The sequence below is a fragment of the Streptomyces angustmyceticus genome (assembly GCF_040701845.1).
Classification (GTDB): Bacteria; Actinomycetota; Actinomycetes; order Streptomycetales; family Streptomycetaceae; genus Streptomyces; species Streptomyces angustmyceticus_A.
The window spans coordinates 1-23,914 of the sequence record NZ_JBFBHQ010000031.1; the positions used below are offsets into that span (position 1 = coordinate 1).

Genomic DNA, 23,914 nt, shown 5'->3' on the forward strand with positions numbered 1-23,914 from the left:
GCCGCGCCTTTCGGCGTGATCACTACGTTAGCGGAATTCCTCGTTGACGCATAATCACGTCACGGTCGAATTTCGGCATGCCGAAATTGGTCCCGATGAGGGGCCGTGCAGTAGTGGTGTGCCGCGAAGCGGCGGGATGGCTGCCGTGGGGCCGGTCGGCTCCGTGGCAACTCGGAGGACACTACACGAGGGGTCGGGGTTGTTCAAACCCGTGCGGGGCGCGGGTGTGCGGGGTACTTTGGGGCCCATGACTACGCATGCGCTCGTACAGCTGTGGTGGCTCGCCTGACGGCGGCCGACCAGCAGCGCATGCAGGACCACGGCCGCCGCTTCGGCGGCCGTTCGCGTTTCTCCTTCCCGCAGCCGGCCGGTGAAGTCGGCGGTCTCGATACGCACTTTGCGGAGTGCGGGAGTTCGGGAGAGAAGAAGGATGAACGAGAAAGCCGGGGCGGACGGCGCGCGTACGCGGATCTTCAGTGGGGTGCAGCCGACGGGGCATCTGACGCTGGGGAACTACCTCGGGGCGATGCGGCGGTGGGCCGAGGTGGACCAGTACCGGGCGGATGCGCTGTTCTGCGTGGTGGATCTGCATGCGCTGACCGTGGAGCACGATCCTGCGCGGGTGCGGCGGCTCAGTCGGCAGGCGGCGACGTTGCTGCTGGCGTCGGGGTTGGATCCGCAGGTCTGCACGGTGTTCGTGCAGAGCCAGGTGGACGAGCATCTGCGGCTGTCGTATCTGATGGAGTGCACGGCCTCCGACGGGGAGATGCGGCGCATGATCCAGTACAAGGAGAAGGCCGCGCGGGAGCAGGCGCGGGGCGGGAGCGTGCGGCTGTCGTTGCTGACGTATCCGGCGCTGATGGCGGCGGACATCCTGGCGTACGGGACGCACGAGGTGCCGGTCGGGGAGGACCAGGCGCAGCATGTGGAGCTGACGCGGGATCTGGCGGTGCGGTTCAACCGGCGGTACGGGGCGACGTTCGTGGTGCCGAGGACCGTGCATCCGCCGGTGGCGGCGCGGGTGAAGGATCTGCAGGACCCGACGTCGAAGATGGGGAAGTCGCACGCCCGGACCGCGGGGGTCGTCTATGTGCTGGACGAACCGGAGGCGGTGCAGAAGAAGGTGACGCGGGCGGTGACGGACGCGGAGCCGGATGTCTCGTACGAGCCGGAGCGGCGGCCGGGGGTGGCGAATCTGCTGGAGGTGCTGGCCGCGTGTGCGGGGGGTGAGCCACAGCGGTTGGCCGAGGAGTACGACTCGTGCGGGGCGTTGAAGAAGGATGCGGCGGAGGCCGTGGTGGAGATGCTCCGGCCGGTGCGGGCGCGGCATGCGGAGCTGGCGGCGGACCCGGGGCAGGTCGATGCGGTCCTGCTGGCCGGGGCCGAGCGGGCGCGGGGACTGGCCGGGCCGCGGGTGGACGCCGCGTTCGAGGCGGTGGGGCTGCTGCCCAAGAGGTGACGGGAGGTGGGGCGGGCGGCCTGTCGGGGCGCCCGCCTCCTGCCGGCCCGGACCTCTTGTCGGTCCCGTGCGGTGAAGGGCCCGCGGTGTGGGCGGGCCCTTCACCCGCCGGCCGTGTCAGCCGTTGCCGGAGGCGAGTTCGCGGCTGCGGTCGCGGGCGGCCTCCAGGGCGGCGATCAGGGCGGCGCGTACGCCGTGGTTCTCGAGTTCGCGGATGGCGTTGATGGTGGTGCCGGCCGGGGACGTGACGTTCTCGCGGAGCTTGACGGGGTGTTCGCCGCTGTCGCGGAGCATCACGGCGGCGCCGATGGCGGCCTGGACGATGAGGTCGTGGGCCTTGTCGCGGGGCAGGCCGAGGAGGATGCCGGCGTCGGTCATGGCCTCGACGAGGAAGTAGAAGTAGGCCGGGCCGGAGCCGGAGAGGGCGGTGCAGGCGTCCTGCTGGGACTCCGGGACGCGCAGGGTCTTGCCGACGCCGGAGAAGATCTCCTCGGCGCGGGTGAGGTGGGTGCCGGTGGCGTGGGTGCCGGCGGAAATGACGGACATCGCCTCGTCGACGAGGGCGGGGGTGTTCGTCATGACCCGGACGACCGGGGTGCCGGCGGCCAGGCGCTCCTCGAAGTAGGAGGTGGGGATGCCGGCGGCACCGCTGATGACCAGGCGGTCGGTGGGGACGTGCGGGGCCAGCTCGGTCAGCAGGGCGCCCATGTCCTGGGGCTTGACGGTGAGGATGAGGGTGTCGGCGGCCTTGGCGGCCTCGGCGTTGCTGACCGCCTCGACGCCGTAGCGGTCGCGGAGCTGCTGGGCGCGTTCCGGGCGGCGGGCGGTGACCAGGAGGTCGGAGGGCGCCCAGCCGCCCCGGATCATTCCGCTGAGCAGGGCTTCGCCGATCTTGCCGGTGCCGAGTACTGCGACCTTCTGGGTCATCGTGCGGGTTCACCTTTCCGCTGCGCTGGGCGTTTCCCGGCCATCCTCGCACCACGGCCGTGGCGTCACGCCGTGCGGCGGCGGAGGGTGGCGGCGCCGAGGGCGAGGACGAGGAGGGCGCAGCCGCTGACGATGAGGACGTCGCGCAGGAAGTCGCCGGTGACGCCGGTGTGGGTGAGGACCTCGTTCATCCCGTCGACGGCGTAGGACATCGGCAGGACGTCGGAGAGTGCCTCCAGGGCCGGCTGCATGGTGTCGCGCGGGGTGAACAGGCCGCAGAGCAGCAGTTGGGGCATCAGGACGGCGGGCATGAACTGGACGGCCTGGAACTCGGAGGCGGCGAAGGCCGAGACGAAGAGGCCCAGGGCGGTGCCGAGGAGGGCGTCCAGGACGGCGACGAGCAGCAGCAGCCAGGCGGAGCCGGTGATGTCGAGGCCGAGGACCCAGACGGACAGGGCCGTGGCGAGGGCCGACTGCACGATCGCCAGCAGGCCGAAGGCCAGGGCGTAGCCGCTGATCAGGTCGGCCTTGCCGAGGGGCATGGCGAGCAGGCGCTCCAGGGTTCCCGAGGTGCGCTCGCGCAGGGTGGCGATGGAGGTCACCAGGAACATCGTGATCATCGGGAAGATGCCGAGGAGCGAGGCGCCGATGCTGTCGAACGTCTCCGGGCGGGCGTCGAAGACGTAGCGGAGCAGGGCGATCATCACGCACGGGACGACGAGCATCAGCGCGATGGTGCGCGGGTCGTGGCGCAGCTGGCGCAGGACGCGGGCGGCGGTGGCCAGGGTGCGGGACGGGGAGAAGGGCGCGGTGGCGGAGGGCGGCGCGCCGGCCGGGCGGGGTGCGGTGCCGGGGAGGGGGGTGGTGGTCATCGCGCGGACTCCTCGGGGGCGGGTGCGGGGGCGGCGGGCGTCGGCGTCCCGGCCGCGGCCGCGTCGACCAGGTGGAGGAAGGCGGCCTCGACGGTGGCCGCGCCGGTGCGGTCGCGGAGGTCGTCGGGGGCGCCGTCGGCGAGGATGCGGCCCTCGCGCATCAGGAGCAGCCGGTGGCAGCGCTCGGCCTCGTCCATGACGTGGGAGGAGACGAGGAGGGTGGTGCCGCGGTCGGCGGCGAGGGAGTGGAAGAGGTGCCACAGGTCGCGGCGCAGGACGGGGTCCAGGCCGACGGTGGGCTCGTCGAGGACGAGGAGTTCGGGGGCGCCGAGCAGGGCCACCGCGAGGGAGACCCGGCTGCGCTGGCCGCCGGAGAGGTTGCCGGCGAGGGCGTCGGCGCGGGGGGTGAGGCCGACGTCGTCGATGACGCGGGCGACCGTCTCGCGGCGCCGGGCGCGGGCGGACCGGCCGGGGTGCAGGACGGCGGCGAAGTAGTCGAGGTTCTGGCGGACGGTGAGGTCGTCGTAGACCGACGGGTCCTGGGTGACGTAGCCGATGCGGGGGCGCAGCCGGGGGTCGCCGGCGGGGCGGCCGAGGACGTGGAGGGTGCCGGTGACCTTGGCCTGGGTGCCGACGACGGCGCGCATCAGGGTGGATTTGCCGCAGCCGGAGGGGCCGAGGAGGCCGGTGATCCGGCCGCGGGGCACATCGAAGGCGAGGGCGTCGAGGACGGTGCGGCCGCCGCGGGCGACGGTGAGGTCGCGGGCACGGACGGCGGGGTCGTCGGGGCCGTCGGGGCCACGGCCGTAATTCATCATGCGATGAATAATGCTCCCGGCGGGGTGGGGCGTCAAGGCCGCGGACGGGGCGCAGGGGCGGAAGGCGGGGCCGGGCAGCCGGTGGCGCGGGGCCGACGGGCGGTGTGCGGTGGGCGGTGCGGCGGGGGCCGACGGCCCGAGGGTGGTGCGGCGGCCGGGTGTCGTGCGGGAACGGCGCATTCCGCGTCGGGCTGCGCACCGGCGGTGCGCCGTAGTGCACGAAACCGGCCACTCCGGGTCGATAACTCCGCGTTTACAAGGTGGTTACATCCCGAGGTGGGGCCAGACCTGCCTGCTTGGACACAATGGAACGACCTGTCCAGCCGCGCCGGAAGGGGCGACGATGGCGAAGATCCGGGTCGGCGGCCTCGGCCGGCTCCTGTTGATCGTCGTGGCCGTCGCACTGGCACTGCCGCTGGTCGCCCACCCCGCGTACGGGGAGGGCACCAGGGCCCCGTCCGCCGCCGGCCGGGCCGAGCCCGCGGGCACCGCGCGATGGGGATCGGACCTCTCCGAGAACCCGGAATCCGGCAGCGACCGCTGCCAGCCCCGCCGCGGCGGACGCTCCGCGGCCACGCTGTCCGCACCGCAACCACCGCTCACCACCGTGTCGACCACCGGCCCGGTGCGGGCCGAGGGCGCCCTGACCGTGACCGCCCCGCTGACCGGCCGGCAGGCCGTACCCCTGTCGAGATCCGGGGAACTGCCGGTTCAGCACCTCGTCTTCCGCTGCTGAGGACCGAGCGCCGCCCCCAAGGGCCTCCCCCGGCCCGCGCATCCGACGGATCCAGCCGTCATCCGTTCATGGCGCGCACCGCGCGACTGTGCGCGGCGGTGCGCGGCAGCAGGCGCTCGCGGACCCGTGTCCCCGGCCGCCGGCCGCCGCCCGCCCCGCTCCGCGTCCGCTCGGGCGTCTCCGTGCGCATCCGTGCGTGTCCGTGCGCCGCCGCATCTCGCACTCGCTGGAGGCATCCCCATGCGTAAGTTCCGTGTTGCCCGTCCCCACCCCTTCCGGCCGTCGATACCGTCACGGCGGACGCTGTCGCTGTGGCGCGCCGATGTCACCGCCTCGCTCGTGGTCTTCCTCGTCGCCGTCCCGTTGTGTGTCGGGGTGGCCGTCGCCTCCGGTGTGCCGGCCGAACTGGGGCTGGTCACCGGGATCGTCGGCGGGCTGCTCACCGGGTTACTTCCCGGCAGCAGCCTGCAGGTCAGCGGCCCGGCCGCGGGGCTGACCGTGCTGGTCTACGAGGCCGTGCAGGAGTACGGCCTCGGCACGCTGGGCGCGCTGGTGCTGATCGCCGGGGTGCTGCAGGTGGCCATGGGGGCGCTGCGGCTGGGCCGCTGGTTCCGGGCCATCTCCGTGGCGGTCGTCCAGGGGATGCTCGCCGGCATCGGACTGGTGCTGATCGCCGGGCAGTTGTACGCCCTGGCGGACGCCAAGGCGCCGGGCAACGGGCCGGCGAACCTGGGCGGGCTGCCGAAGCTCGCCGCGGACACCGCCGGGTCGCCGGCCGCGCTCACGGCGCTGGCGGTGGGCGCGGGGACCATCGTGCTGCTGGTGCTGTGGCCGAAGTGGCGGCGGGCGGCGCGCGTGGTGCCGGCGCCGCTGGTGGCGGTGGCCCTGGCGACGGCCGTGGTGTTCGTGCTGGATCTGCCGGTGGCCCGGGTCGAGGTGGCGGGGCTGCTGGAAGTCGTCCGGCCGCCGGGCGGCGCGGACTTCCTGCGGCTGACGGAGGCGGGGGCGGTGGCCGGCGCGCTGGGCACCGTCCTGGCGTTCACCCTGATCGCGTCGGCCGAGTCGCTGTTCAGCGCGGCCGCGGTGGACCGGCTGCACGACGGGCCGAAGACCGACTACGACAAGGAGCTGATGGCGCAGGGCGCGGGCAACACGGTGTGCGGGCTGCTGGGGGCCCTGCCGATGACCGCGGTGATCGTCCGCAGCGCCGCGAACGTGCACGCCGGGGCGCGGACGAAGGCCTCGCGGGTGCTGCACGGCGTGTGGCTGCTGGTCTTCGCGGTGGCCTTCCCGGTGGCGCTGGGCGTGGTGCCGGTGGCGGCGCTGGCCGGCGTACTGGTGCACGCGGGCGGCAAGTTGCTCGCGGTGAAGCAGTGGCGGCCGCTGTGGCGCGAGCACCGGGGCGAGGCCGTGGTGCTCGCCGCGACGGCGATCGCGATCGTGGCCACCAACATGTTCGAGGGGGTGCTGCTGGGGCTGCTGATGGCGGTGGCCAAGTCGGCCTGGGAGACCTCGCACGTCCACCTGGAGATCGTGGGGCTGGACGAGCCGGCCGCGGGCGGACCGGACGACCGGGGCACGGCGGGGCGGGAACCGGGCGGGCCGGCCGCCCGGCGCCCCATCCGCGTACGGGCCCTGGGCAACGCCACCTTCCTGCGGCTGCCGAAGCTCCTCGACCAGTTGGAGGCGCTGCCCGAGGACCGGGAGGTCGAGCTGGACCTGTCCGGGCTGCGGCACCTCGACCATGCGTGTGCCGCCGCCCTCGGGGCCTGGGAGGAGCAGCGCCGCGGCCCGGAGGGGACCGCACGGCAGGCGGCCCGGTCCGCGGCCCCGTAGGACGACCGCGCCGGAAAGGGCCGGTGTTCCGGCGGAAATGACCGTAGGGTCGGCATGCTGATGTCCGCCGACTCCGGGAGTGCTGTGAACCGCCGGCCCCTTCGCAGGTGCGGTGCGACCGCCGTCCTGTCCGTCGCCCTGCTGCTCTCCGCGTGCACGAGCGGTGGCGTGCGGGGGGCGGCGGGCAGGGGCGGGGTGGGCGATCCGCTCTTCCCCGCGCTCGGCAACGGCGGCTACCAGGTGCGCCATTACGGGCTCGACCTCGACTACGACGTCAAGAAGAGGCACCTCGACGCGACCGCCGAGCTCACCTCCGAGGCCACCGAGGACCTGCGGTCCTTCCAGCTCGATCTCCAGGGGCTGCGGGTCTCGCACGTCCGGGTCGACGGCGCGGACGCCGCGTTCTCCCGCAAGGGCCACAAGCTGATCGTCCGGCCGGCGGAGGTGCTCAGGAAGGGCGCGCGGTTCCGTACCCGGGTCGCCTACGCCGGCACCCCGCAGGAGATGAAGGACCCGGACGGCACGACCGAGGGCTGGGTCAAGACGCGTGACGGGGCGTTCGTCTCGGGGGAACCGGCCGGCTCGATGACGTGGTTCCCGGGCAACAACCACCCCGCGGACAAGGCGACCTACGACTTCACGATCACCGTGCCGAAGGGCTACACCGCCGTCGCCAACGGCGAGTTGCGGTCGCAGAAGACCGCCGGCGACCGGTCCACCTTCGTGTGGCACAGCGGCCGGCCGATGGCCAGCTACCTCGCCACGGCCGGCATCGGCCGGTTCGAGGTCCACACCTCCCGTACGCCCGGCGGGCTGCCGCTGTACGTGGCGGTGGACCCGGCGGAGGCCGAGGCCAGCAAGGGGCCGCTGGGGAAGCTGCCGGAGATCGTGACGTGGGAGAGCAAGCTCTTCGGGCCCTACCCCTTCTCCTCCGCGGGCGCGATCGTCGACGACACCCCGAAGCGGATCAACTGGCTCGCCCTGGAGTCCCAGACCAAGCCGGTCTACGCGGGGGCACCGGACACCGTGACCGTGGTGCACGAGATGGCCCATCAGTGGTTCGGCGACTCGGTGACGCCGAAGACCTGGGCGGACACCTGGCTCAACGAGAGCTTCGCGACGTACGCCGAGTGGCTGTGGGAGGAACGCGAGGGCGGCAAGACCCCGCAGCAGCAGTTCGACGCGCTCTACGACGACACCACGGACCCGTCCCGCTGGGCCTTCCCGCCGGCCGATCCCGGCCGGGCGAAGAACGTGACCGGCACCCCCGTATACGAGCGCGGCGCGATGCTGCTCCAGGAGCTGCGCAACACCGTCGGCGACAAGGCGTTCTTCGCGATCCTGCGCGAGTGGCCCGCCAAGTACCGCTACGGCAACGCCGATGCGCGGGACTTCATCGACTTCTGCCAGGAGCACACGGACGAGGACCTGGGGCCGCTCTTCAATGCCTGGCTGTACGGGAAGGGCAAGCCGCAGCGGGAGGGCTGAGGGCAGGCGCCGGGGCGCCGCCCCTCATGGCGAGGCGGGCGGCCGGCGGGTGACGGTCAGATCGAGCACGTAGGCCTCCTCGACGACGCCGTCGGGGAAGACCTCCAGCAGCGCGGCCCGCTCCTCCGCCAGCACGGGGGCCGCGGCGGCCGGGCCGATGGCGGAGAAGTACGAGCGGCTGCCCAGCATCGCGAGGTGGGTGCCGAGGGGAACCGTACGCGTCCAGTGCAGGACGCGGGAGGCGGGTTCCAGGCCGAGGCCGAGCCCGCGGATCAGGTCGGGGGCCTCCAGCGAGACGCCGTGGCGGTGGTAGCCGGGCATCCGGCGGGCGATCCGGGCCTCCTGTTCGGCCGCCCAGCCGACGTCCGGGTCGGGGATGTTCCACCACAGCGCGAGCGCACCGCCGGGCCGCAGCACCCTCATGGCCTCCGGGACGGAGCGGGCCGGGTCGGTCCAGTGCCAGGCCTGGGCGTAGCCGACGAGGTCGAAGCCCGCGTCGTCGGAGAACGGCAGCGCATCGCCGAGGGCGCGGACGAGCGGGGTGCCGGGGTGGGCGGCGCGCAGCTCGGCAGCCATCGCGGCACCCGGCTCCACGGCGGTGACCCGCGCCCCGCGGCCGGCCAGCAGCCCCGTTGCGATCCCGGTGCCGGCCCCGACGTCCAGGACCCGCGCCCCGGCCAGCGACCGCCCGGCCAACTCCTCGACCGCGTCGAAGAGGGCCGGCGGGTAGCCGGGGCGGGCGGCGGCGTACTGGGCGGCCACCGCGTCGAAGGACCGGGCGAGGGCGGCCGGTTCCGGCGGCTTGGCGCGCGGCAACGACCGTGACGTCGGGGGCAGTTGATCCTCTGGCGTGGGGTGCGGCATACGGTTCATCCTGCCCGGCGCGCGGGGAGCGCGCAGGGACCCGGGAAAGGTCGGGCGGGTTCGTTTCCTGCTCTCACGGCGTGGTCCGGGCCCGGGGCGCCACGGACGCGGAGGGCCGGGCCCCGGCGTCCATGGCGCGCCCGTGGTGGCCCGCCCCCGCGGCCGGCCCTGCCGGGTCCGCGGCCGCCCCGCAGGTCAGCGGCGCTTCTTGGGGCGGGGCTTCTTGGCGGCCGGATTGCCGGTGCGGGCGCCGCGGCGGCGCTCGTGGCGCTCACGGGCCGCGGCGTACTCGGCGCGGTGCAGCTTCTCCCCCGGGGCCTCGACGAGGCTGCGGCAGAAGTAGGCGAGCAGCGAGCCGATGAAGCCGATCATCATCAGGCCCTGGGAGGACGTGTCGGCCCGGCCGGCCGGGTCGGGGCGGCGGACGAAGCCGTCCCAGGTGCGGCGGAAGGCCAGAGCGCTGCAGATGGCGAAGCCGGCCACGACGAGGATGCCGACGAACGGGCCGACGGCGGCGATCTCCAGGCCCTGGAAGGCGAAGCGCAGCACGAGCGCGCCGGCCGCGGCGAGCGCGAGCGAGCCCACCGCGACACCGGCCCGGCGCAGGCCGTAGCCGCCGTCGTGGTGGACCCAGGTGGTGCCGAAGAACCGGATCTGGGCCGGTTCCGGACCGCCGCGCCCCGGACCGTCGGCCCAGGGGCCGACGGGCTCCGGGCCACCGGGCTCCGGGCTCGGTGCGGGCGTCTGCTCATCGCTCATACCGGCGATTATCCCCGTCGGCATGCCCGCGGGGCCCGGAGCCCGGTACGACGCTCCGGGCCCGCGGCGCGGTGCGCGCAGCCCGGTTCGGGCCGGGGCGGGCCGGGCCAGGCCGGGGCGGGCCAGGCCGGGGCGGGGCGGGCCGGGCCAGGCCGGGGCGGGGCGGGCCAGGCCGGGGCGGGCCAGGCCAGGGCAGGGCAGGTCGTGCGGCGCCGTGCGGCTCAGTTCGTGCAGCGCGGCGCGACCATGCCGCTGCTGCCCGTCCGGACGTACGCGTCGGAGACGTACTGGCCGGCCCCGATGCAGTCCCAGATGTCCGAGGTGCCGTACGGGCCGCTGACCGACTGCCCGTGCCGCTGGCAGCGGATCTGGATCCGGGCGCCCTCCGCCAGCGTGCGGACGGCCGGGTGGTTGGTGCCGGGGCCCTGGCGGACCTTGACGCGGTAGCCGGGTGCGACGGGATAGGTGACGCCGCCGGCCGCGGCGGCGAGCGCCTGGTCGCCGGCCGGTTTTGCGGAGCCGAGCTCGTCCTGAGTCGTCATGCTGTTCTCCCCCGTTGACCGAGCGCGTGACGGCGCTCGCGATGATGCCCGCGACCCATTGCGGTGCGGTTCTGCCACGGCACGCTAGCAAGCCTCACTCATCTCGTACGCGCCATCGACTAGGCTCCGCGCGTCGCACCTGCGACCGAATGGCAAGGGAACAACACGGGGGTGGGGACCATGCCATCGCTGCGCAATTCCGGGGTCGGCCCGGAAGCGGAGCATCCGGAATACGCCGGCCAATACCGCCTGGAGGCCCGGCTCGGCTCCGGCGGCATGGGCGTGGTCCACCTTGCGCGCTCGTCCTCCGGGCTGCTGCTCGCGGTCAAGGTCATCCATGCCGAATTCGCCCAGGACCCGGAGTTCCGGGGGCGGTTCCGGCAGGAGGTGGCCGCCGCGCGGCGGGTCAGCGGGGCCTTCACGGCACCCGTCGTGGACGCCGATCCGGATGCCGGGCGCCCCTGGATGGCGACCCTCCACATCCCCGGCCCGACCCTCTCCGACCATGTGAAGCGGAACGGCCCGCTGGCGGTCGGGGAGGTACGGCGGCTGGCCGCGGGGCTCGCCGAGGCGCTGCGCGACATCCATCGCGCGGGGGTGGTGCACCGCGACCTCAAGCCGGGGAACGTGCTGCTGGCCGCCGACGGCCCGAAAGTCATCGACTTCGGCATCTCCCGGCCCTCGGACAGCGAAATGCGCACCGAGACCGGCAAGTTGATCGGTACGCCGCCCTTCATGGCGCCCGAACAGTTCCAGCGGCCGCGCGAGGTGGGCCCGGCGGCGGACGTCTTCGCGCTGGGTTCGGTCCTGGTGCACGCCGCCACCGGCAGCGGCCCGTTCGACTCCGAGAGCCCCTACATCGTCGCGTACCAGGTGGTGCACGACGACGCCGATCTCTCGGGCGTGCCGGCCGAGTTGGCGCCGCTGATCGAGAGCTGCCTGGCGAAGGACCCGGCGGACCGGCCGACGCCGGACGCGCTCATGGAACTGCTGCGGACCGACGCGCCGCCCGGTGCACCGCTGGGCACCGGGCTGCCGGGCGGACCGGTAGCGGACGGACCGGTAGCGGACGGCTTGCTGCCCGGTGGATCGGTGCCGGGCGGACCGGTAGCGGGCGGCTTGCTGCCCGGTGGATCGGTGCCGGGCGGCTTGCTGCCCGGCGGCCTGGTGCCGGACGCGGCGGCAGCGGGCGCGCCCGGCGGCCTGGTGCCGGACGCGGCGGCAGCGGGCGCGGCAACAGCCGGTGCGGCGGCGGCCGACGCGGCACCCGCGGACGGTGTGGTGCCGGACGGCCCGGTGCCGTGCGTCCGGATACCGGAACAGCGGCAGCCGGCGCAGCGGCAGCCGGCGCCTCCCGGGCCCGAGCGGCTCGCGCCCGAGCGGCTCGCGGCCGAACAGCTCGCTCCCGAACAGCTCCCGCCGGTACGGGCCGAGGCCGCCCCGCCGCGCGCCGAGACCACGCACGTCCGCGCCTCCGTCCCCGTCCAGCACCCCGCCGAGAACTCCGCCGACGGCCCTGCCGACGCCACCGGCCCCCGAGCGGGCGCCCCCGAACCCCCCGCCCCCGAAGCCACCACGCCCCGAACCCCGGGCACCCCCGGCACCCCCACCGGCCCCCGCCGCCCCGCCCGTTCCCGTGCCCGCCGCTGGCCCCGGCGGGCCGCGCTCGCCCTCGTCGTCACCGGCGCCGGTGTGTACGCGGGCGTGCGGGCCCTGGCCCCGGGCGGGGACGGGCAGGACCCCGCGCTGCAGACCCGTCCGTCGCACGTCGGGCGGGCCGACTTCCACCCGTGGCGGACCGCGCTCGTCGAGCGCCCCCAGGGCCACGATGCCGAAATGCCGTTCTGCACCGCCGGTTCCGGCGCCGTCTTCTGCGGCCAGCCGGGCGTCCCGGCCGCCCGGCTCGATCCGGACACCGGCCACCCGGCATGGCGGCGCACCGACAGCCGCGGCCGGGGCGAGAACGCCGCGAAGTTCGCCGCGTCGCCGACCCCGCCGGTGCTCTCCGGCGGGCTGCTGTACGTCTTCTCCGCCGACGGCAAGCAGCTCAGCGCCCTCGACCCGTCGGCACACGGCAAGGGCGCCACCCGCTGGACCAAGGACGTCTCCGCCTACGAGGGCCAGACCAGGATCGTCGGGAACCGCGTCCTGCTGACGGCGGCGGACGGCACGGTCACCGCGCTGGACAGCGCGACCCACCGGCAGCGCTGGCACAAACGCTTCTCCGGCCACCACCTGCCGCTCTTCTCCTCCTTCGGCGACGCGCACACCGCCTACGCCGCCGAGAACACCCCCGACGGCACCGCCACCCAGGTCACCGCCATCGACCCCGCCGACGGCTCGGTCCGCTGGTCCCGGCAGCTGCCCGGCACCCTCGCCGCGGCCGGAACCGGTACGTCCGGGGCGCTCTATCTCACCGCCACCGACCCGAAGTTCACCTTCCGCACCACCGCCGTCGTCCGCTACGACCCCGCCACCGGCCGCACCCGGCGCCTCCCGCTCGCCGCACCGCTCGACCAGGCGGCCGCCGTGGTGCACGGCGAATCGGTGTATCTGCTGGCCGAGGGAGGCGCACTGCAGGCCGTCGGGTCGCACACCTGGGACACCGAGACCTCGGTCAGCCGGGGCTCGGCCCCCGTGGTGAGCGGCAACCGGCTGTACTTCACCGCGGCGGACGGCCGGCTGCTCGCGGTCGACACCCGCAACGGCGGCCTGCTCGGCCAGACCCCGCCCCGGCTCGACGGCCGCCGCCACAACGGCTACCTGCAGATGCTGCCCGCCCCGCAGGTGGACGCGCCCCACGACCGGATCTACGCGGCCGCCCCGAACGGCACGGTCTTCGCCGTAGCGGCCGGGGACCCGGCCGCCTGGTGACCACCGGGCCGCGCACCGCCCGGCGCGTGGCAACGGCAGGTACAGGCTTCCCGCCGGACTCCCGGCACGGCGGCGTCCCCCGGCGCGGGGCTGCCCTTGGTGCACCTCGTATGCGACCCGACATGGCACGCCGGGGAGACGTACGGGACGCGCTCGCTCACGGGGCGGCCCGGTCGAGCACGGCGAGGAGCCGGTGCGTCGTCTCCAGGTTGCAGCGCCCCAGCTCGATCAGCGGACGCGGCTCGGCATAGCCGTACGACACGGGATCGACGCCGAGTGACGGCAACACGATGCCGGCCCGTTTCCACACGGCCGCCAGTTCGGCACAGGCCGCTTCGGCCTCCGCCCGCTTGTCGCCCGCCGCCCGTGGTTCCGTCGCCATCAGCACCGCTCCTGTCTGCCGTTTTCCTGCCTGAGGGCCGGAGCGCAACTACCGTGTGTGTTCCGGCCCTTACGAGAATGGACCCGGAAAAGGGCGCGAATGCTGCTGGCGGGCTGTATTTCGCGACCACGCACCGTTAGTTCCACACCTTCCACGGAGGAGGTCGCCATGCCGCCGAGGCGAGCGGTCACCGGTCGGAGCCAGGAGCCACGCCAACGCTTCGTGGAAGAGCTGCGATTACTGCGCGCCAGAAGGGCGACAGCCTGCGACAGCTCGGCGAGGCCCTGGGCTGGGACTGGTCCCTGTTCGGCAAGATGGAGGCCGGCCAGACGCTGGGCGGCCCGGAGGTGGCGCAGGCGCTGGACCAGTACTACGGGACGAAGGATCTGCTGCTGACGCTGTGGGAGTTGGCGGCCGGGGACCCCAAGCAGTTCCGCGAGCGGTACCGGCGGTACATGACCTTGGAAGCCGAGGCAGTGAGTCTTTGGCACTTCGGGGTCAGTACCGTTCACGGGCTTATGCAGACGGAGGAGTACGCCCATGCCGTACTCGCGGTGGGCGGCGCAAAGGGAGACGAGCTGACGCGACAGGTTCAAGCGCGCATAGGGCGTCGCGAATTGCTGGTGGGGAAGACGCTCCCCCCTTCCGCACCATCCTGTCCGAGGCTGTGTTGCGGACGTCATTGGCGGACACCGCGCAGTGGCGGAAGCAGTTGGAGAACCTGGCCGAGGCAGCAGAGCGCCCGAATCTGACGCTTCACGTCCTCCCCTACGGCTCCGGGCCACATGGCTTGGTAAGCACCGATGTGATGTTCCTGCGGCTGCCGGATGGCCGCACAGTGGCCTATACCGAGAACGCCCACCATGGCGAACTCATCGAGGAAATCGCCTCGGTGGAGCGTCTTCAACGCGCGTACGATGCGGTTCGTGACCTGGCGTTGAGCCCGGCCGAATCACGGAAGTTCGTCATGCGGATGTGGGAGGAAGTGCCGTGCGAGCCATCGACCTGAGCAACGTCACCTGGCGCAAGTCCAGCCACAGCAACCAGGACGGCGGCGCCTGCCTCGAAGTCTCCGACGACCTCCTGACCGCGGCCACCTGGCGCAAGTCCAGCCACAGCAACCAGGACGGCGGCAACTGCCTGGAGGTCTCCGACGACTTCCCCGCCCTCGTCCCCGTCCGCGACAGCAAGCAGCCCCACGGCCCCGCGCTCCTCTTCGAGGCCCCCGCCTGGTCGTCCTTCGTCACCGCCGTGAAGAACGGGCAGCTGCCCGGCGCCTGACACCGCCGCGCCCGCGCCGCACAGACCGGCCCCCGTCGCTCGCCCGCGACGGGGGCCGTCGCCGTAACGCTGGGCCTCGGGCAGCCGCCGACCGTCAGCACCAGGCGGTGAGGTCGTAAACGGCCTGGCAGCGGATATCGGAGACCGGTCGCCGGAAACGTCCGAGGTCGTGTGACGAGGCCAGCGCCGGGAAGATCATGTCGGCGGTCCCTCCGCGCGAGTCGACCTTCCCCGCCTCGTCGCGCATACAGAAGTCGAGCCCCCAGACCTCGCCGGTTTCCGTCCATCTGACGTAGTACCGGGCGTACCGCTCGTCGACGAGCATGAAGCCGAGGAGCCGCCACTCCGCCCCATCCCCATCCCCATCCCCATCCGCTTCGGCGTCCTCTTCCACGTCGTCGGAAACGGGCGCCGCCCCGCTCGCCGGACCGAGGGACAGCAGCGGCAGGTACACCGCATCCGCCAACGTGAGCGGCGGAGCATCGACGGTACGAAGGAAGTGACACCGGGCATCGAACACCGGCACCGCGAATCCATCATCGAGAAAGGGCGGACCGAGAACCTCACGCTGGGCAATGCATACGCGCAGCGCGCCGATGACCTGATCGTGGGGGATTTCCCCGCCGTCACCGTCGAGCAGCGGGACCTCCAGGGCATACGAGGTGCCAAGGTCTCGGCCGTCCCACAAGACGACTCTCGCCCCGCGATCCATTTCTGTCGGTGGGAGCAGCCCCCGCACCACGTGCGAACCCGGCGTCAAAGGGGCGGCCACGAATTCTCGCAGCCTCCCCAACAGGCCCTCCAGGAGAACGTCGCGCGGGGTTCGGCCGGCGGTGGGGTCGTCCTCAACCACGGTGACCGATTCTCCCTGGAAGTGCGAGTCGGGCGGTGTTCACGACGTCGAGGCCGTCCTTGGTCTGCCAGTGCCACCAGGAATTCACCCTGATCTTGGCAACCGGTGGTCGGGGTAACAAGCGGAGGAGTGCCAGGTCCACCGTTCCGCAGAGCCATTGGAACATCAAAGGGCACTCGTCTTTCAATCCCAATTCCCGGGCGTGCCACGGTGGTTGGGACGCTGATGAAACTGAAGGGGCTGCATGAATGCAGATGTGCAGTCAGCGCTGTTCCGGTTCACCGGCCGTAGCCACAGCGCAAAACGGTGCCGGCGGTCGTATCCCACGACCGCCGGCACCGTGCTGCGTCCTGCCGTGTCCTGCTGACCTGTCCTGCGGGTGGCCTGCCGGGTGCGGCCCCCGCCTCAGCCCAGCTTGCTCACGTCGCGCACCGCGCCCTTGTCGGCGCTGGTGGCCATGGCCGCGTAGGCGCGCAGGGCCTGGGAGACCTTGCGCTCGCGGTTCTTCGGGGCGTAGACGCCTTCGAGGGCCAGCCGGCGGGACTCCAGCTCGACCTCGCCGACGAGGAGTTCGATCGTGCGGTTGGGGATGTCGATGCGGATGCGGTCGCCGTCCTCGACGAGGGCGATGGTGCCGCCGGACGCCGCCTCGGGGGAGGCGTGGCCGATGGACAGGCCGGAGGTGCCGCCGGAGAAGCGGCCGTCGGTGACCAGCGCGCAGGTCTTGCCCAGGCCGCGGCCCTTGAGGAAGGACGTCGGGTAGAGCATCTCCTGCATGCCGGGGCCGCCCTTGGGGCCCTCGTAGCGGATGACGACGACGTCGCCCTCCTTGACCTGCTTCTTGAGGATCTTGTCGACGGCCTCTTCCTGCGACTCGCAGACCACGGCCGGGCCCTCGAAGGTCCAGATGGACTCGTCGACGCCGGCGGTCTTCACGACGCAGCCGTCCTCGGCGAGGTTGCCCTTGAGGACCGCGAGGCCGCCGTCGACGGAGTAGGCGTGCGCCAGGTCGCGGATGCAGCCGCCCTCGGCGTCGACGTCGAGGCTGTCCCAGCGCTCGGACTGGGAGAAGGCGGTCGCCGAGCGCTTGCAGCCGGGGGCCGCGTGCCACAGCTCTACGGCCACGTCGGAGGGGGAACCGCCGCGCACGTCCCAGGTCTTGAGCCACTCCTCGATGGAGGCGCTGTGCACGGTGTGGACGTCCTCGTTGAGGAGTCCGGCGCGCCACAGCTCGCCGAGGATGGCGGGGATGCCGCCGGCCCGGTGCACGTCCTCCATGTAGTACGTGCCGCCCGGCGCGACGTTCGGGGCGACCTTCGCCAGGCAGGGCACCCGGCGGGAGACCGCGTTGATGTCCTCCAGGTCGAAGTCGAGACCGGCTTCCTGGGCCGCGGCGAGCAGGTGCAGGATCGTGTTCGTCGAGCCGCCCATGGCGATGTCGAGGGCCATGGCGTTCTCGAAGGCGGCGCGGGTGCCGACGTTGCGCGGCAGGACGGTGTGGTCGTCCTCGTCGTAGTGCCGCTTGGTGATCTCGACGACGGTGCGGCCGGCGTTCTCGTACAGCGCCTTGCGGGCGGTGTGGGTGGCCAGCACGGAGCCGTTGCCGGGCAGCGAGAGGCCGATGGCCTCGGTCAGGCAGTTCATCGAGTTGGCGGTGAACATGCCGGAACAGGAGCCGCAGGTCGGACAGGCGTTCTCCTCGATGCGGAGGATGTCCTCGTCGGAGATCTTGTCGTTGACGGCGTCCGAGATCGCGTCGACCAGGTCGAGGGTGCGGACGGTGCCGTCGACGAGGGTCGCCTTGCCGGACTCCATCGGGCCGCCGGAGACGAAGACCGTCGGGATGTTGAGGCGCATCGCGGCCATCAGCATGCCCGGGGTGATCTTGTCGCAGTTGGAGATGCAGATCAGCGCGTCGGCGCAGTGCGCCTCGACCATGTACTCGACGGAGTCGGCGATCAGGTCGCGGGAGGGCAGGCTGTAGAGCATGCCGCCGTGGCCCATGGCGATCCCGTCGTCGACCGCGATGGTGTTGAACTCGCGGGCGATGCCGCCGGCCGCGTGGATCGCCTCGGAGACGATCCGGCCGACCGGCTGGAGGTGGGTGTGTCCGGGCACGAACTCGGTGAAGCTGTTGGCGACGGCGATGATCGGCTTGCCGAAGTCCTCCCGCGCTACGCCGGAGGCCTGCATAAGGGCTCGGGCGCCGGCCATGTTGCGGCCATGGGTAACGGTGCGGGACCTCAGCTCGGGCACGATGGTCACTCCCTCGGGATTACGTCCGTACGACCGCCGGTGCCGGTACCCGGGCCCGTGGCCCCGTACCGGGTGGCGTCATATATCAGCTCCAGTCGAGATTACGCTCCTGATCCAAGATCTGGACAGTCTCTCCGGGATGTGAGACGCCTGCCCGGAGTGCGGACAGCGGGGAGCGGGCCGTTTGTGCAGGCCATGGCGGCGATCGGGCCTCCGGGGCGGCGTCCGGGCCGATTGTCAGGGCTGTGTCAGATCCGCCCCGGGCGAGGGCCGCGCCGCAGCCGGTCCCCGGAGCGGCCCGGACCCGCCCGGCAGGGCCGCCGCACCCGGCCCCCAGGGCCTCAGGGCTGCGTCAGGTACCGCTGGAGGGCCGGCGCGACCATGGCGATGATCTCCTCGGTGTCCGCGGAGGCGACCGGGTCCATCTTGATCACGTAGCGCAGCATGGCGATCCCGATGAGGTGCCCCGCGGCCAGCTGCGCCCGGAACTCCGGGTCGGGGACGTCCAGTTCGCCCGCCACCCGCTGCAGCATCCGGCGCTCGATGAGCCCGCGCAGCACCGCCGCGGCCTTTTCGTTGGTCAGCGCCGAGCGCATGATCGCCAGCAGCGACGGCCGGCTGACCGGGTTCTCCCAGACGCCGAACATGAAGCGGGCCATCCGCTCGCCCACGTCCGCGCCGCCGCCCGCGAGGGCGTCGGGCATGGTCAGCGCGGGGGCGAAGGTCAGCTCGATGGCGGCCGCGAAGACCTGCTCCTTGGTGCCGAAGTAGTGGTGCACCAGCGCCGCGTCCACCCCGGCCGCCTTCGCGATGCCCCGCACCGAGGTCTTGTCGTAGCCGCGCTCGGCGAACTCCGTACGGGCCGCGGCCAGGATCCGCTCACGGGCACCGGGCCCGGCCTCGGCGGCGGCGCGGGCCGGACGGCCCCGGCGGCGGGCGGGCGCGGGCGGCGTACCGGGCGCGGGCGGCGTACCGGGCGCGGGGGCGTCGTCCGGCCCCTGCCCGCTGCCGCTCACGAGCCCGGGACCCGGGTCGGCGAGGCGAGGTGCAGCCGGGTGAAGGCGAGCGCCTCGGCCAGGTCGGCCTCGCGCTCCGCCGCGGACATCGCCCGCCGGGTGTTGACCTCGACGACCACATGGCCGTCGAAGCCGGTGGCCGCCAGCCGCTCCAGCACCTCGGCGCAGGGCTGGCTGCCGCGCCCCGGCACCAGGTGCTCGTCCTTGGCGGAGCCGTTGCCGTCGGCGAGGTGGACGTGCCCCAGGCGGTCGCCCATCCGCTCCACCATCGCCAGCGCGTCGCTGCGGGCGGTGGCGGTGTGCGAGAGGTCGACGGTGAAGTGCCGGTAGTCGTCGTTGGTGGGGTCCCAGTCCGGGGCGTAGGCGAGCATCTCGCGGTCCCGGTAGCGCCACGGGTACATGTTCTCGACGGCGAACTTCACGTCCGTCTCGCCCGCCATCCGCCACACCCCGCGGACGAACTCCCGGGCGTAGCTGCGCTGCCAGCGGAACGGCGGGTGCACGACCACCGTCGAGGCGCCCAGCTTCTCCGCGGCGGTACGGGCACGCTGGAGCTTGACCCACGGGTCGGTGGACCACACCCGCTGGGTGATCAGCAGGCACGGGGCGTGCACGGCCAGCACCGGCACGCCGTGGTAGTCCGACAGGCGGCGCAGCGCCTCGATGTCCTGGCTGACCGGGTCGGTCCACACCATGACCTCGACGCCGTCGTAGCCGAGGCGCGCGGCGATCTCGAAGGCCGTCGCCGTCGACTCCGGATACACCGAGGCCGTGGACAGCGCGACCTTCGCATCCGGGATGCGCACCACTGGCTCTGTCACGAGGGACAGCGTACGGGCCAGGACCCGGCGCGGGGCAGGAGGTCCGGCCCCCGCGGCCCCCGTTCGGTGAGGCCGGGGGACGGTGGGACAGGGGACAACGGGTGTGGCGGGGCCCGCCGCGGCGTGACGAGACTCACGGCGGCCGGGCGCCCGCCGGGCGGTCCGCCACAGCCGTCTACGGCAGGTGGTCCAGCCGCCGCAGGATGACGCCCTCGCGCAGCGCCCACGGGCAGATCTCCAGCGTCTCGACCCCGAACAGGTCCATCGCCGCCTCGGCCACCAGCGCCCCGGCGAGCAGCTGCCGCGAGCGCCCCTCGGACACCCCGGGCAGCGCGCACCGCTCCTCCGCGGACATCCCGGCCAGCCGCGGCACCCACTCCTCCAGCTTCTTGCGGGTCAGCTCCCGCTGGACGTACAGCCCCTCCGCCGAGCGCGCGGCGCCCGCGATCCGGGCCAGCTGCCGGAACGTCTTGGACGTGCCGACGACCCGGTCGGGAGTGCCGTAGCGGCTGAATTCGCTCACCACCCTGGCGATCTCGGCCCGCACCCGGCGGCGCAGCGTCCGCACGTCGTCGGCCTCCGGCGGATCACCCGGCAGGTCGCCCGCGGTCAGCCGCCCGGCGCCCAGCGGCAGCGACACCGCCACGTCCGGGTCCTCGTCCAGGCCGTACGCGATCTCCAGCGAGCCGCCGCCGATGTCGAGGACCAGCAGCCGGCCGGCCGACCAGCCCAGCCACCGGCGGGCGGCGAGGAAGGTCAGCCGCGCCTCGTCCTCGCCGGACAGCACCTGCAGCTCGACCTCGGTCTCCTGGGCGACCCGGCGCAGCACGTCCTCGCCGTTGGTGGCCTCGCGGACCGCCGAGGTCGCGAACGGCAGCACGCTCTCGACACCCTTGTCCTCGGCCACCTGGAGCGCCTCGTGGACGGTGGCCACCAGCCGCTCCACCCCCGCGTCGCTTATCGCACCCGCCTCGTCGAGGAGTTCGGCGAGGCGCAGCTCCGCCTTGTGCGAATAGGCGGGCAGCGGGCGCGCGCCCGGGTGTGCGTCCACCACCAGGAGATGGACCGTATTCGAACCCACATCGAGGACACCGAGTCTCATACGGGGAAACCTACTGCGGGCCCCGCGCACTCCTGTCGTCGCGGTCCCCACCGTGACGCGCCGTAGGCTGGACCCGTGGCAAAGACGAAAAAGGCGAAGCACGAAAAAGCCCGCAACAAGGAAGAAAAGCGGCGCGCCCAGGCGGCTGAGGAGGCGCGGTCCCCGAAGAAGGCCCCGGCCGACGAGGTCGGCCTCGACTTCGCCCGCGCCTGGGTCACCTTCCCGGACCCGGCCGACGACGAACAGCTCTTCCGCTGCGACCTGACCTGGCTGACCTCCCGCTGGACCTGCATCTTCGGCAGCGGCTGCCAGGGCATCCAGGCCGGGCGCGCGGACGACGGCTGCTGCACGCTCGGCGCGCACTTCTCGGACGAGGACGACGAGAAGCGGGTGGCCGAACACGTGGCACGCCTCACACCCGACGTGTGGCAGCACCACGACGTGGGCACCACGACCGGTTGGACCCAGGAGGACGAGGACGGCGAGCGCCAGACCCGGCGCTGGGAGGGCTCCTGCATCTTCCAGAACCGCCCCGGCTTCCCGGCCGGCGCGGGCTGCTCCCTGCACATCCTCGCGCTGCGCGAGGGCCGCGAGCCCCTGGAGACCAAGCCGGACGTCTGCTGGCAGCTGCCGGTCCGCCGTACCTACGACTGGATCGACCGGCCGGACGACACCCAGATCCTCCAGGTGACGATCGGCGAGTACGACCGGCGCGGCTGGGGCCCCGGCGGCCACGACCTGCACTGGTGGTGCACCTCCGCGACCTCGGCGCACGGCGCGGGCGACCCCGTGTACGTCTCGTACAAGCCGGAGCTGACCGAGCTGATGGGCAAGAAGGGCTACGCCAAGCTCGCCGAACTGTGCGAGGAGCGCCTGGCGGCGACGCTGCCGATGGCGCCCCACCCGGCGGACCCCCGGCCCCCGAAGAAGCCGCAGAACTAGGCGCGCGCCGGGGCCGCCGCGGTCCCCGGCGCGCTCAGCGGGCCGGGCGTGTCGTGTTCGACGGGGTCGAGCTCGGCTCCGGGCCGGTCGGCCGCGGGGTCGGCGAAGGCGGCGCGGAGGTGGGCGCCGGGGACGTCGGGGTCGGCGTGGGGGTCGGCTTCGGGTGCGAGGGGCGCGGCGTCGGCCTCGGGGGCGTCGGACGCTGCGGACCCGGCGCGGGCCCGGTCGCCCCATGGCCCTCCAACGTGACGACGGTGCCGCCCGGCTCCAGGGCGATCCGGGCCCGCCAGTGGCCCGCCGGCTCCCGGTCGTGATCGATGTCGACGGTGATCGTCGTGGTCTCGCCCGGTCGCAGCGTGCCCGCCGTATGACTCATCTGCAGCCAGGCCGCGCCCGCCGCGGCGTGCCAGCGCACCGCGGCGCCGCCCGCGGCGGTGAGCGTGATCAGCGTGGTCCGGCCGCTGGGCCGGGCCGCGACCGTCAGCCGGCCCGGGCCCGACTCCGCGCGGCTGCCCGGCGCGCCCGTCCGCTGCGGGGTGCCGTCCGCGCTGATCACCTCGACGGACACATCGGGTCCGCCCGCCCCGCCCCGGAAGACCGGATCGGGCGTCGTCCTGGCATTGCCGGCGTTCTCGTACGGCCGGCCGCCCAGCCGCTCCCCGGGACCCGTGTCGCTGGCCGTCACCGACGGCGAGACGTCCGCCGCCTCGCCGGTGGCCGGGCCACCGTGGTACGCCGCCCACAGGGCCAGCACCGGCGCCGCGACGACCGTGGCGACCACGGTCGTGGTCAGCGCCCGGCCGCGCAGCCTGCGCCGGCGCGCCACCCGGTCCGTCGGCGGGCCGACGGGAAAGCCGCTGCGGTCGTAGCGAGGAGAACCGTTTGCCCCACCCGCCCGGCCACCGCGTCCCGCACCCGCCACCCCTTCCGCGCGGCCCGACTTGGCGCGCCGGGCCGCCGCCAGCGCGCACAGCACCGCCTCACGGGGCGCGGCCACCAGCGGCAGCGCCCCCCGGACCACCGGCGCGGTGCCCGGCCAGGTCCCCGGGGCGGTGGCCCGCTCGGCCACCCGCCGGCACTCGGCGCAGTCGTCGACATGCCGCACCAGCTCCCGGCTCAGCGCCGCGCCCAGCAGCATCTGGGTGTCCCCCGCCAGCCGCGCGACCTCGCGGCAGCGGCCGGACTCGACGACCGCCAGCGCGGCCCGGGTCCGCTCCACCTCGCAGGCCGCGGTGGCCAGCAGCGTGCGGGTGGCGATCGGGTCGGCGCCGAGCACCGCGGCGACCTCGTCGGTCGAGAGCTGATGACGCACCGCGAGCTCCAGCGCCTCGCGCTGCTCGGGGACGGTGCCCGCGGCCTCCGGCCAGGCCAGCGCGGCGAGTTCACGCCGCCGGCGCTCCGCCTCGGCGGCGTCCGGGCCCGCGCCCGCCGCGTCCGGCTCCCGGGCGGCCGGGCCGGTCCGCTCGGCGAGCCGGCGCAGACAGGCCCAGCGGGCCAGGGCGTAGAGCCAGGAGCGGTACTGCGTGCGCTCGGCGGGCCGCCTGCCGTGGTGCCGCTCGGCGAGCGCCAGCATCTCGCCGAGCACCGCGGTCGCCGCGTCGTGCTCGCACAGCACCGACAGGCAGTAGGTGAACAGCCCGTCCAGATAAGGCTCGTAGCCGTCGGGGCGCTTGTCCGGGGGGCGCACGGCGTCCGGGCCGGGCCGCTCGGAGGGCTGCGGCCGGCTCCGGCGCCGGCCGTCGCCGCGCGACCGGTGTGCGCCGGTGGAGTGCGTGGGGTGCTCGGGCCTGCTGCTCATCACCCCGGCGACGGTAGGCGGATGATGCAGCCGGTCTTGCTCGCGTTGGACACTTTTAACCCTTACGGGTGACCATCTCCCTCAAAAGAGGACACGAACAGCTCTTTACACCGCGGCCGCACTCCGTTTGCGCCGCCCGGCCCGGCGCACAACGGCGACGCGGAAGCCTCCCCCGGCCGGCCCCGGCCGCCCCCTTCCCGGGCCCCCTCCTCCCCTCGCTCCGCCCCCTCCTCCCCGGCTTCTCCACAGCTCCGGCGGGCGTTGTCGGACCCCGCCGCTACGGTGGCC

21 protein-coding genes and 1 pseudogene are annotated in these 23,914 nt (G+C 73.7%); 9 read left to right on the forward strand and 13 right to left on the reverse strand.

All coding sequences use genetic code 11. The features are described 5' to 3' along the window. The first annotated feature begins 430 nt into the window (after nucleotides 1-430). Entirely contained in the window at nucleotides 431-1,459 is a 1,029-nt protein-coding gene (trpS, locus tag AB0411_RS34160) for a tryptophan--tRNA ligase (protein WP_366421136.1), read from the forward strand. Nucleotides 1,460-1,576: 117 nt separating this feature from the next. On the opposite strand, the gene proC is transcribed toward trpS, so the two are convergent. From proC to AB0411_RS34175, 3 genes are all read right to left on the reverse strand, one after another. Next, nucleotides 1,577-2,386 carry a pyrroline-5-carboxylate reductase gene (gene proC, locus AB0411_RS34165; protein WP_366421137.1) on the reverse strand — a complete coding sequence of 270 codons (810 nt, stop codon included), beginning with the start codon at nucleotides 2,384-2,386 and terminating at the stop codon, nucleotides 1,577-1,579. 65 nt (nucleotides 2,387-2,451) lie between these two features. After that, nucleotides 2,452-3,258, reverse strand: a complete 807-nt coding sequence (locus AB0411_RS34170; RefSeq protein WP_366421138.1) for an ABC transporter permease — start codon at nucleotides 3,256-3,258, stop codon at nucleotides 2,452-2,454. Next, nucleotides 3,255-4,076: an ABC transporter ATP-binding protein gene (locus tag AB0411_RS34175; RefSeq protein ID WP_366421139.1), complete on the reverse strand. Its 822-nt coding sequence runs from the start codon at nucleotides 4,074-4,076 to the stop codon at nucleotides 3,255-3,257. Before AB0411_RS34175 ends, AB0411_RS34170 begins: the two co-directional genes overlap by 4 nt. A 343-nt stretch (nucleotides 4,077-4,419) precedes the next feature. Between AB0411_RS34175 and AB0411_RS34180 the strand changes: the two genes are divergently transcribed. The 3 genes from AB0411_RS34180 to AB0411_RS34190 all read left to right on the forward strand — a co-directional run bounded on the left by AB0411_RS34180 (nucleotide 4,420) and on the right by AB0411_RS34190 (nucleotide 8,136). Continuing rightward, the gene (locus tag AB0411_RS34180; RefSeq protein ID WP_366421140.1) at nucleotides 4,420-4,812 is read left to right on the forward strand and encodes a hypothetical protein; all 393 of its coding nucleotides are present in this window, start codon (nucleotides 4,420-4,422) and stop codon (nucleotides 4,810-4,812) included. Nucleotides 4,813-5,052: 240 nt separating this feature from the next. Next, complete coding sequence (locus AB0411_RS34185; protein WP_366421141.1) at nucleotides 5,053-6,648, forward strand: SulP family inorganic anion transporter; 1,596 nt, start codon at nucleotides 5,053-5,055, stop codon at nucleotides 6,646-6,648. 84 nt (nucleotides 6,649-6,732) lie between these two features. Beyond that, entirely contained in the window at nucleotides 6,733-8,136 is a 1,404-nt protein-coding gene (locus AB0411_RS34190; RefSeq protein WP_366421142.1) for a M1 family metallopeptidase, read from the forward strand. 24 nt (nucleotides 8,137-8,160) lie between these two features. Here the strand turns inward: AB0411_RS34190 and AB0411_RS34195 are convergent, their stop codons facing one another. The 3 genes from AB0411_RS34195 to AB0411_RS34205 all read right to left on the reverse strand — a co-directional run bounded on the left by AB0411_RS34195 (nucleotide 8,161) and on the right by AB0411_RS34205 (nucleotide 10,301). Next, nucleotides 8,161-9,000: a class I SAM-dependent methyltransferase gene (locus tag AB0411_RS34195; RefSeq protein WP_366421143.1), complete on the reverse strand. Its 840-nt coding sequence runs from the start codon at nucleotides 8,998-9,000 to the stop codon at nucleotides 8,161-8,163. A 195-nt stretch (nucleotides 9,001-9,195) separates the two neighbouring features. Further along, the gene (locus AB0411_RS34200; protein WP_366421144.1) at nucleotides 9,196-9,759 is read right to left on the reverse strand and encodes a hypothetical protein; all 564 of its coding nucleotides are present in this window, start codon (nucleotides 9,757-9,759) and stop codon (nucleotides 9,196-9,198) included. A 221-nt stretch (nucleotides 9,760-9,980) separates the two neighbouring features. After that, nucleotides 9,981-10,301: a peptidase gene (locus tag AB0411_RS34205; protein WP_366421145.1), complete on the reverse strand. Its 321-nt coding sequence runs from the start codon at nucleotides 10,299-10,301 to the stop codon at nucleotides 9,981-9,983. A gap of 180 nt (nucleotides 10,302-10,481) precedes the next feature. Between AB0411_RS34205 and AB0411_RS34210 the strand changes: the two genes are divergently transcribed. Next, complete coding sequence (locus AB0411_RS34210; protein ID WP_366421146.1) at nucleotides 10,482-13,175, forward strand: serine/threonine-protein kinase; 2,694 nt, start codon at nucleotides 10,482-10,484, stop codon at nucleotides 13,173-13,175. 157 nt (nucleotides 13,176-13,332) lie between these two features. Here AB0411_RS34210 and AB0411_RS34215 read toward each other — a convergent pair whose 3' ends face one another. Then, nucleotides 13,333-13,557, reverse strand: coding sequence for a hypothetical protein (locus tag AB0411_RS34215; protein ID WP_366421147.1), 225 nt, complete (start codon nucleotides 13,555-13,557; stop codon nucleotides 13,333-13,335). Nucleotides 13,558-13,871: 314 nt separating this feature from the next. On the opposite strand from AB0411_RS34215, the pseudogene AB0411_RS34220 reads away from it, so the two are divergent. The 3 genes and pseudogenes from AB0411_RS34220 to AB0411_RS34230 form a co-directional block, all read left to right on the forward strand. Further along, nucleotides 13,872-14,135, forward strand: a pseudogene (locus AB0411_RS34220) (Scr1 family TA system antitoxin-like transcriptional regulator); the annotation flags it as partial. Next, a complete protein-coding gene (locus AB0411_RS34225) occupies nucleotides 14,042-14,566 on the forward strand; it encodes a DUF5753 domain-containing protein (RefSeq protein WP_366421148.1) in 525 nt (174 codons plus the stop codon). The pseudogene AB0411_RS34220 and the gene AB0411_RS34225, both read left to right, overlap by 94 nt. Beyond that, on the forward strand, nucleotides 14,548-14,838 hold the full coding sequence (locus AB0411_RS34230) for a DUF397 domain-containing protein (RefSeq protein ID WP_366421149.1): 291 nt from the start codon (nucleotides 14,548-14,550) through the stop codon (nucleotides 14,836-14,838). Before AB0411_RS34225 ends, AB0411_RS34230 begins: the two co-directional genes overlap by 19 nt. Before the next feature lie 94 nt (nucleotides 14,839-14,932). On the opposite strand, the gene AB0411_RS34235 is transcribed toward AB0411_RS34230, so the two are convergent. The 5 genes from AB0411_RS34235 to AB0411_RS34255 all read right to left on the reverse strand — a co-directional run bounded on the left by AB0411_RS34235 (nucleotide 14,933) and on the right by AB0411_RS34255 (nucleotide 20,886). After that, nucleotides 14,933-15,691: a hypothetical protein gene (locus tag AB0411_RS34235; RefSeq protein ID WP_366421150.1), complete on the reverse strand. Its 759-nt coding sequence runs from the start codon at nucleotides 15,689-15,691 to the stop codon at nucleotides 14,933-14,935. Between the two features lie 405 nt (nucleotides 15,692-16,096). After that, on the reverse strand, nucleotides 16,097-17,947 hold the full coding sequence (gene ilvD / locus AB0411_RS34240) for a dihydroxy-acid dehydratase (RefSeq protein ID WP_366421151.1): 1,851 nt from the start codon (nucleotides 17,945-17,947) through the stop codon (nucleotides 16,097-16,099). 341 nt (nucleotides 17,948-18,288) lie between these two features. Beyond that, on the reverse strand, nucleotides 18,289-18,963 hold the full coding sequence (locus AB0411_RS34245) for a TetR family transcriptional regulator (protein ID WP_366421152.1): 675 nt from the start codon (nucleotides 18,961-18,963) through the stop codon (nucleotides 18,289-18,291). Next, the gene (locus AB0411_RS34250; protein ID WP_366421153.1) at nucleotides 18,960-19,784 is read right to left on the reverse strand and encodes a sugar phosphate isomerase/epimerase family protein; all 825 of its coding nucleotides are present in this window, start codon (nucleotides 19,782-19,784) and stop codon (nucleotides 18,960-18,962) included. The genes AB0411_RS34245 and AB0411_RS34250 overlap by 4 nt, the downstream gene beginning before the upstream one ends. A gap of 175 nt (nucleotides 19,785-19,959) precedes the next feature. Then, a complete protein-coding gene (locus AB0411_RS34255) occupies nucleotides 19,960-20,886 on the reverse strand; it encodes a Ppx/GppA phosphatase family protein (RefSeq protein WP_366421154.1) in 927 nt (308 codons plus the stop codon). Nucleotides 20,887-20,961: 75 nt separating this feature from the next. On the opposite strand from AB0411_RS34255, the gene AB0411_RS34260 reads away from it, so the two are divergent. Further along, on the forward strand, nucleotides 20,962-21,828 hold the full coding sequence (locus tag AB0411_RS34260) for a hypothetical protein (RefSeq protein WP_366421155.1): 867 nt from the start codon (nucleotides 20,962-20,964) through the stop codon (nucleotides 21,826-21,828). A 34-nt stretch (nucleotides 21,829-21,862) separates the two neighbouring features. On the opposite strand, the gene AB0411_RS34265 is transcribed toward AB0411_RS34260, so the two are convergent. Beyond that, nucleotides 21,863-23,626: a sigma-70 family RNA polymerase sigma factor gene (locus tag AB0411_RS34265; protein ID WP_366421156.1), complete on the reverse strand. Its 1,764-nt coding sequence runs from the start codon at nucleotides 23,624-23,626 to the stop codon at nucleotides 21,863-21,865. Nucleotides 23,627-23,914: the final 288 nt, after the last annotated feature.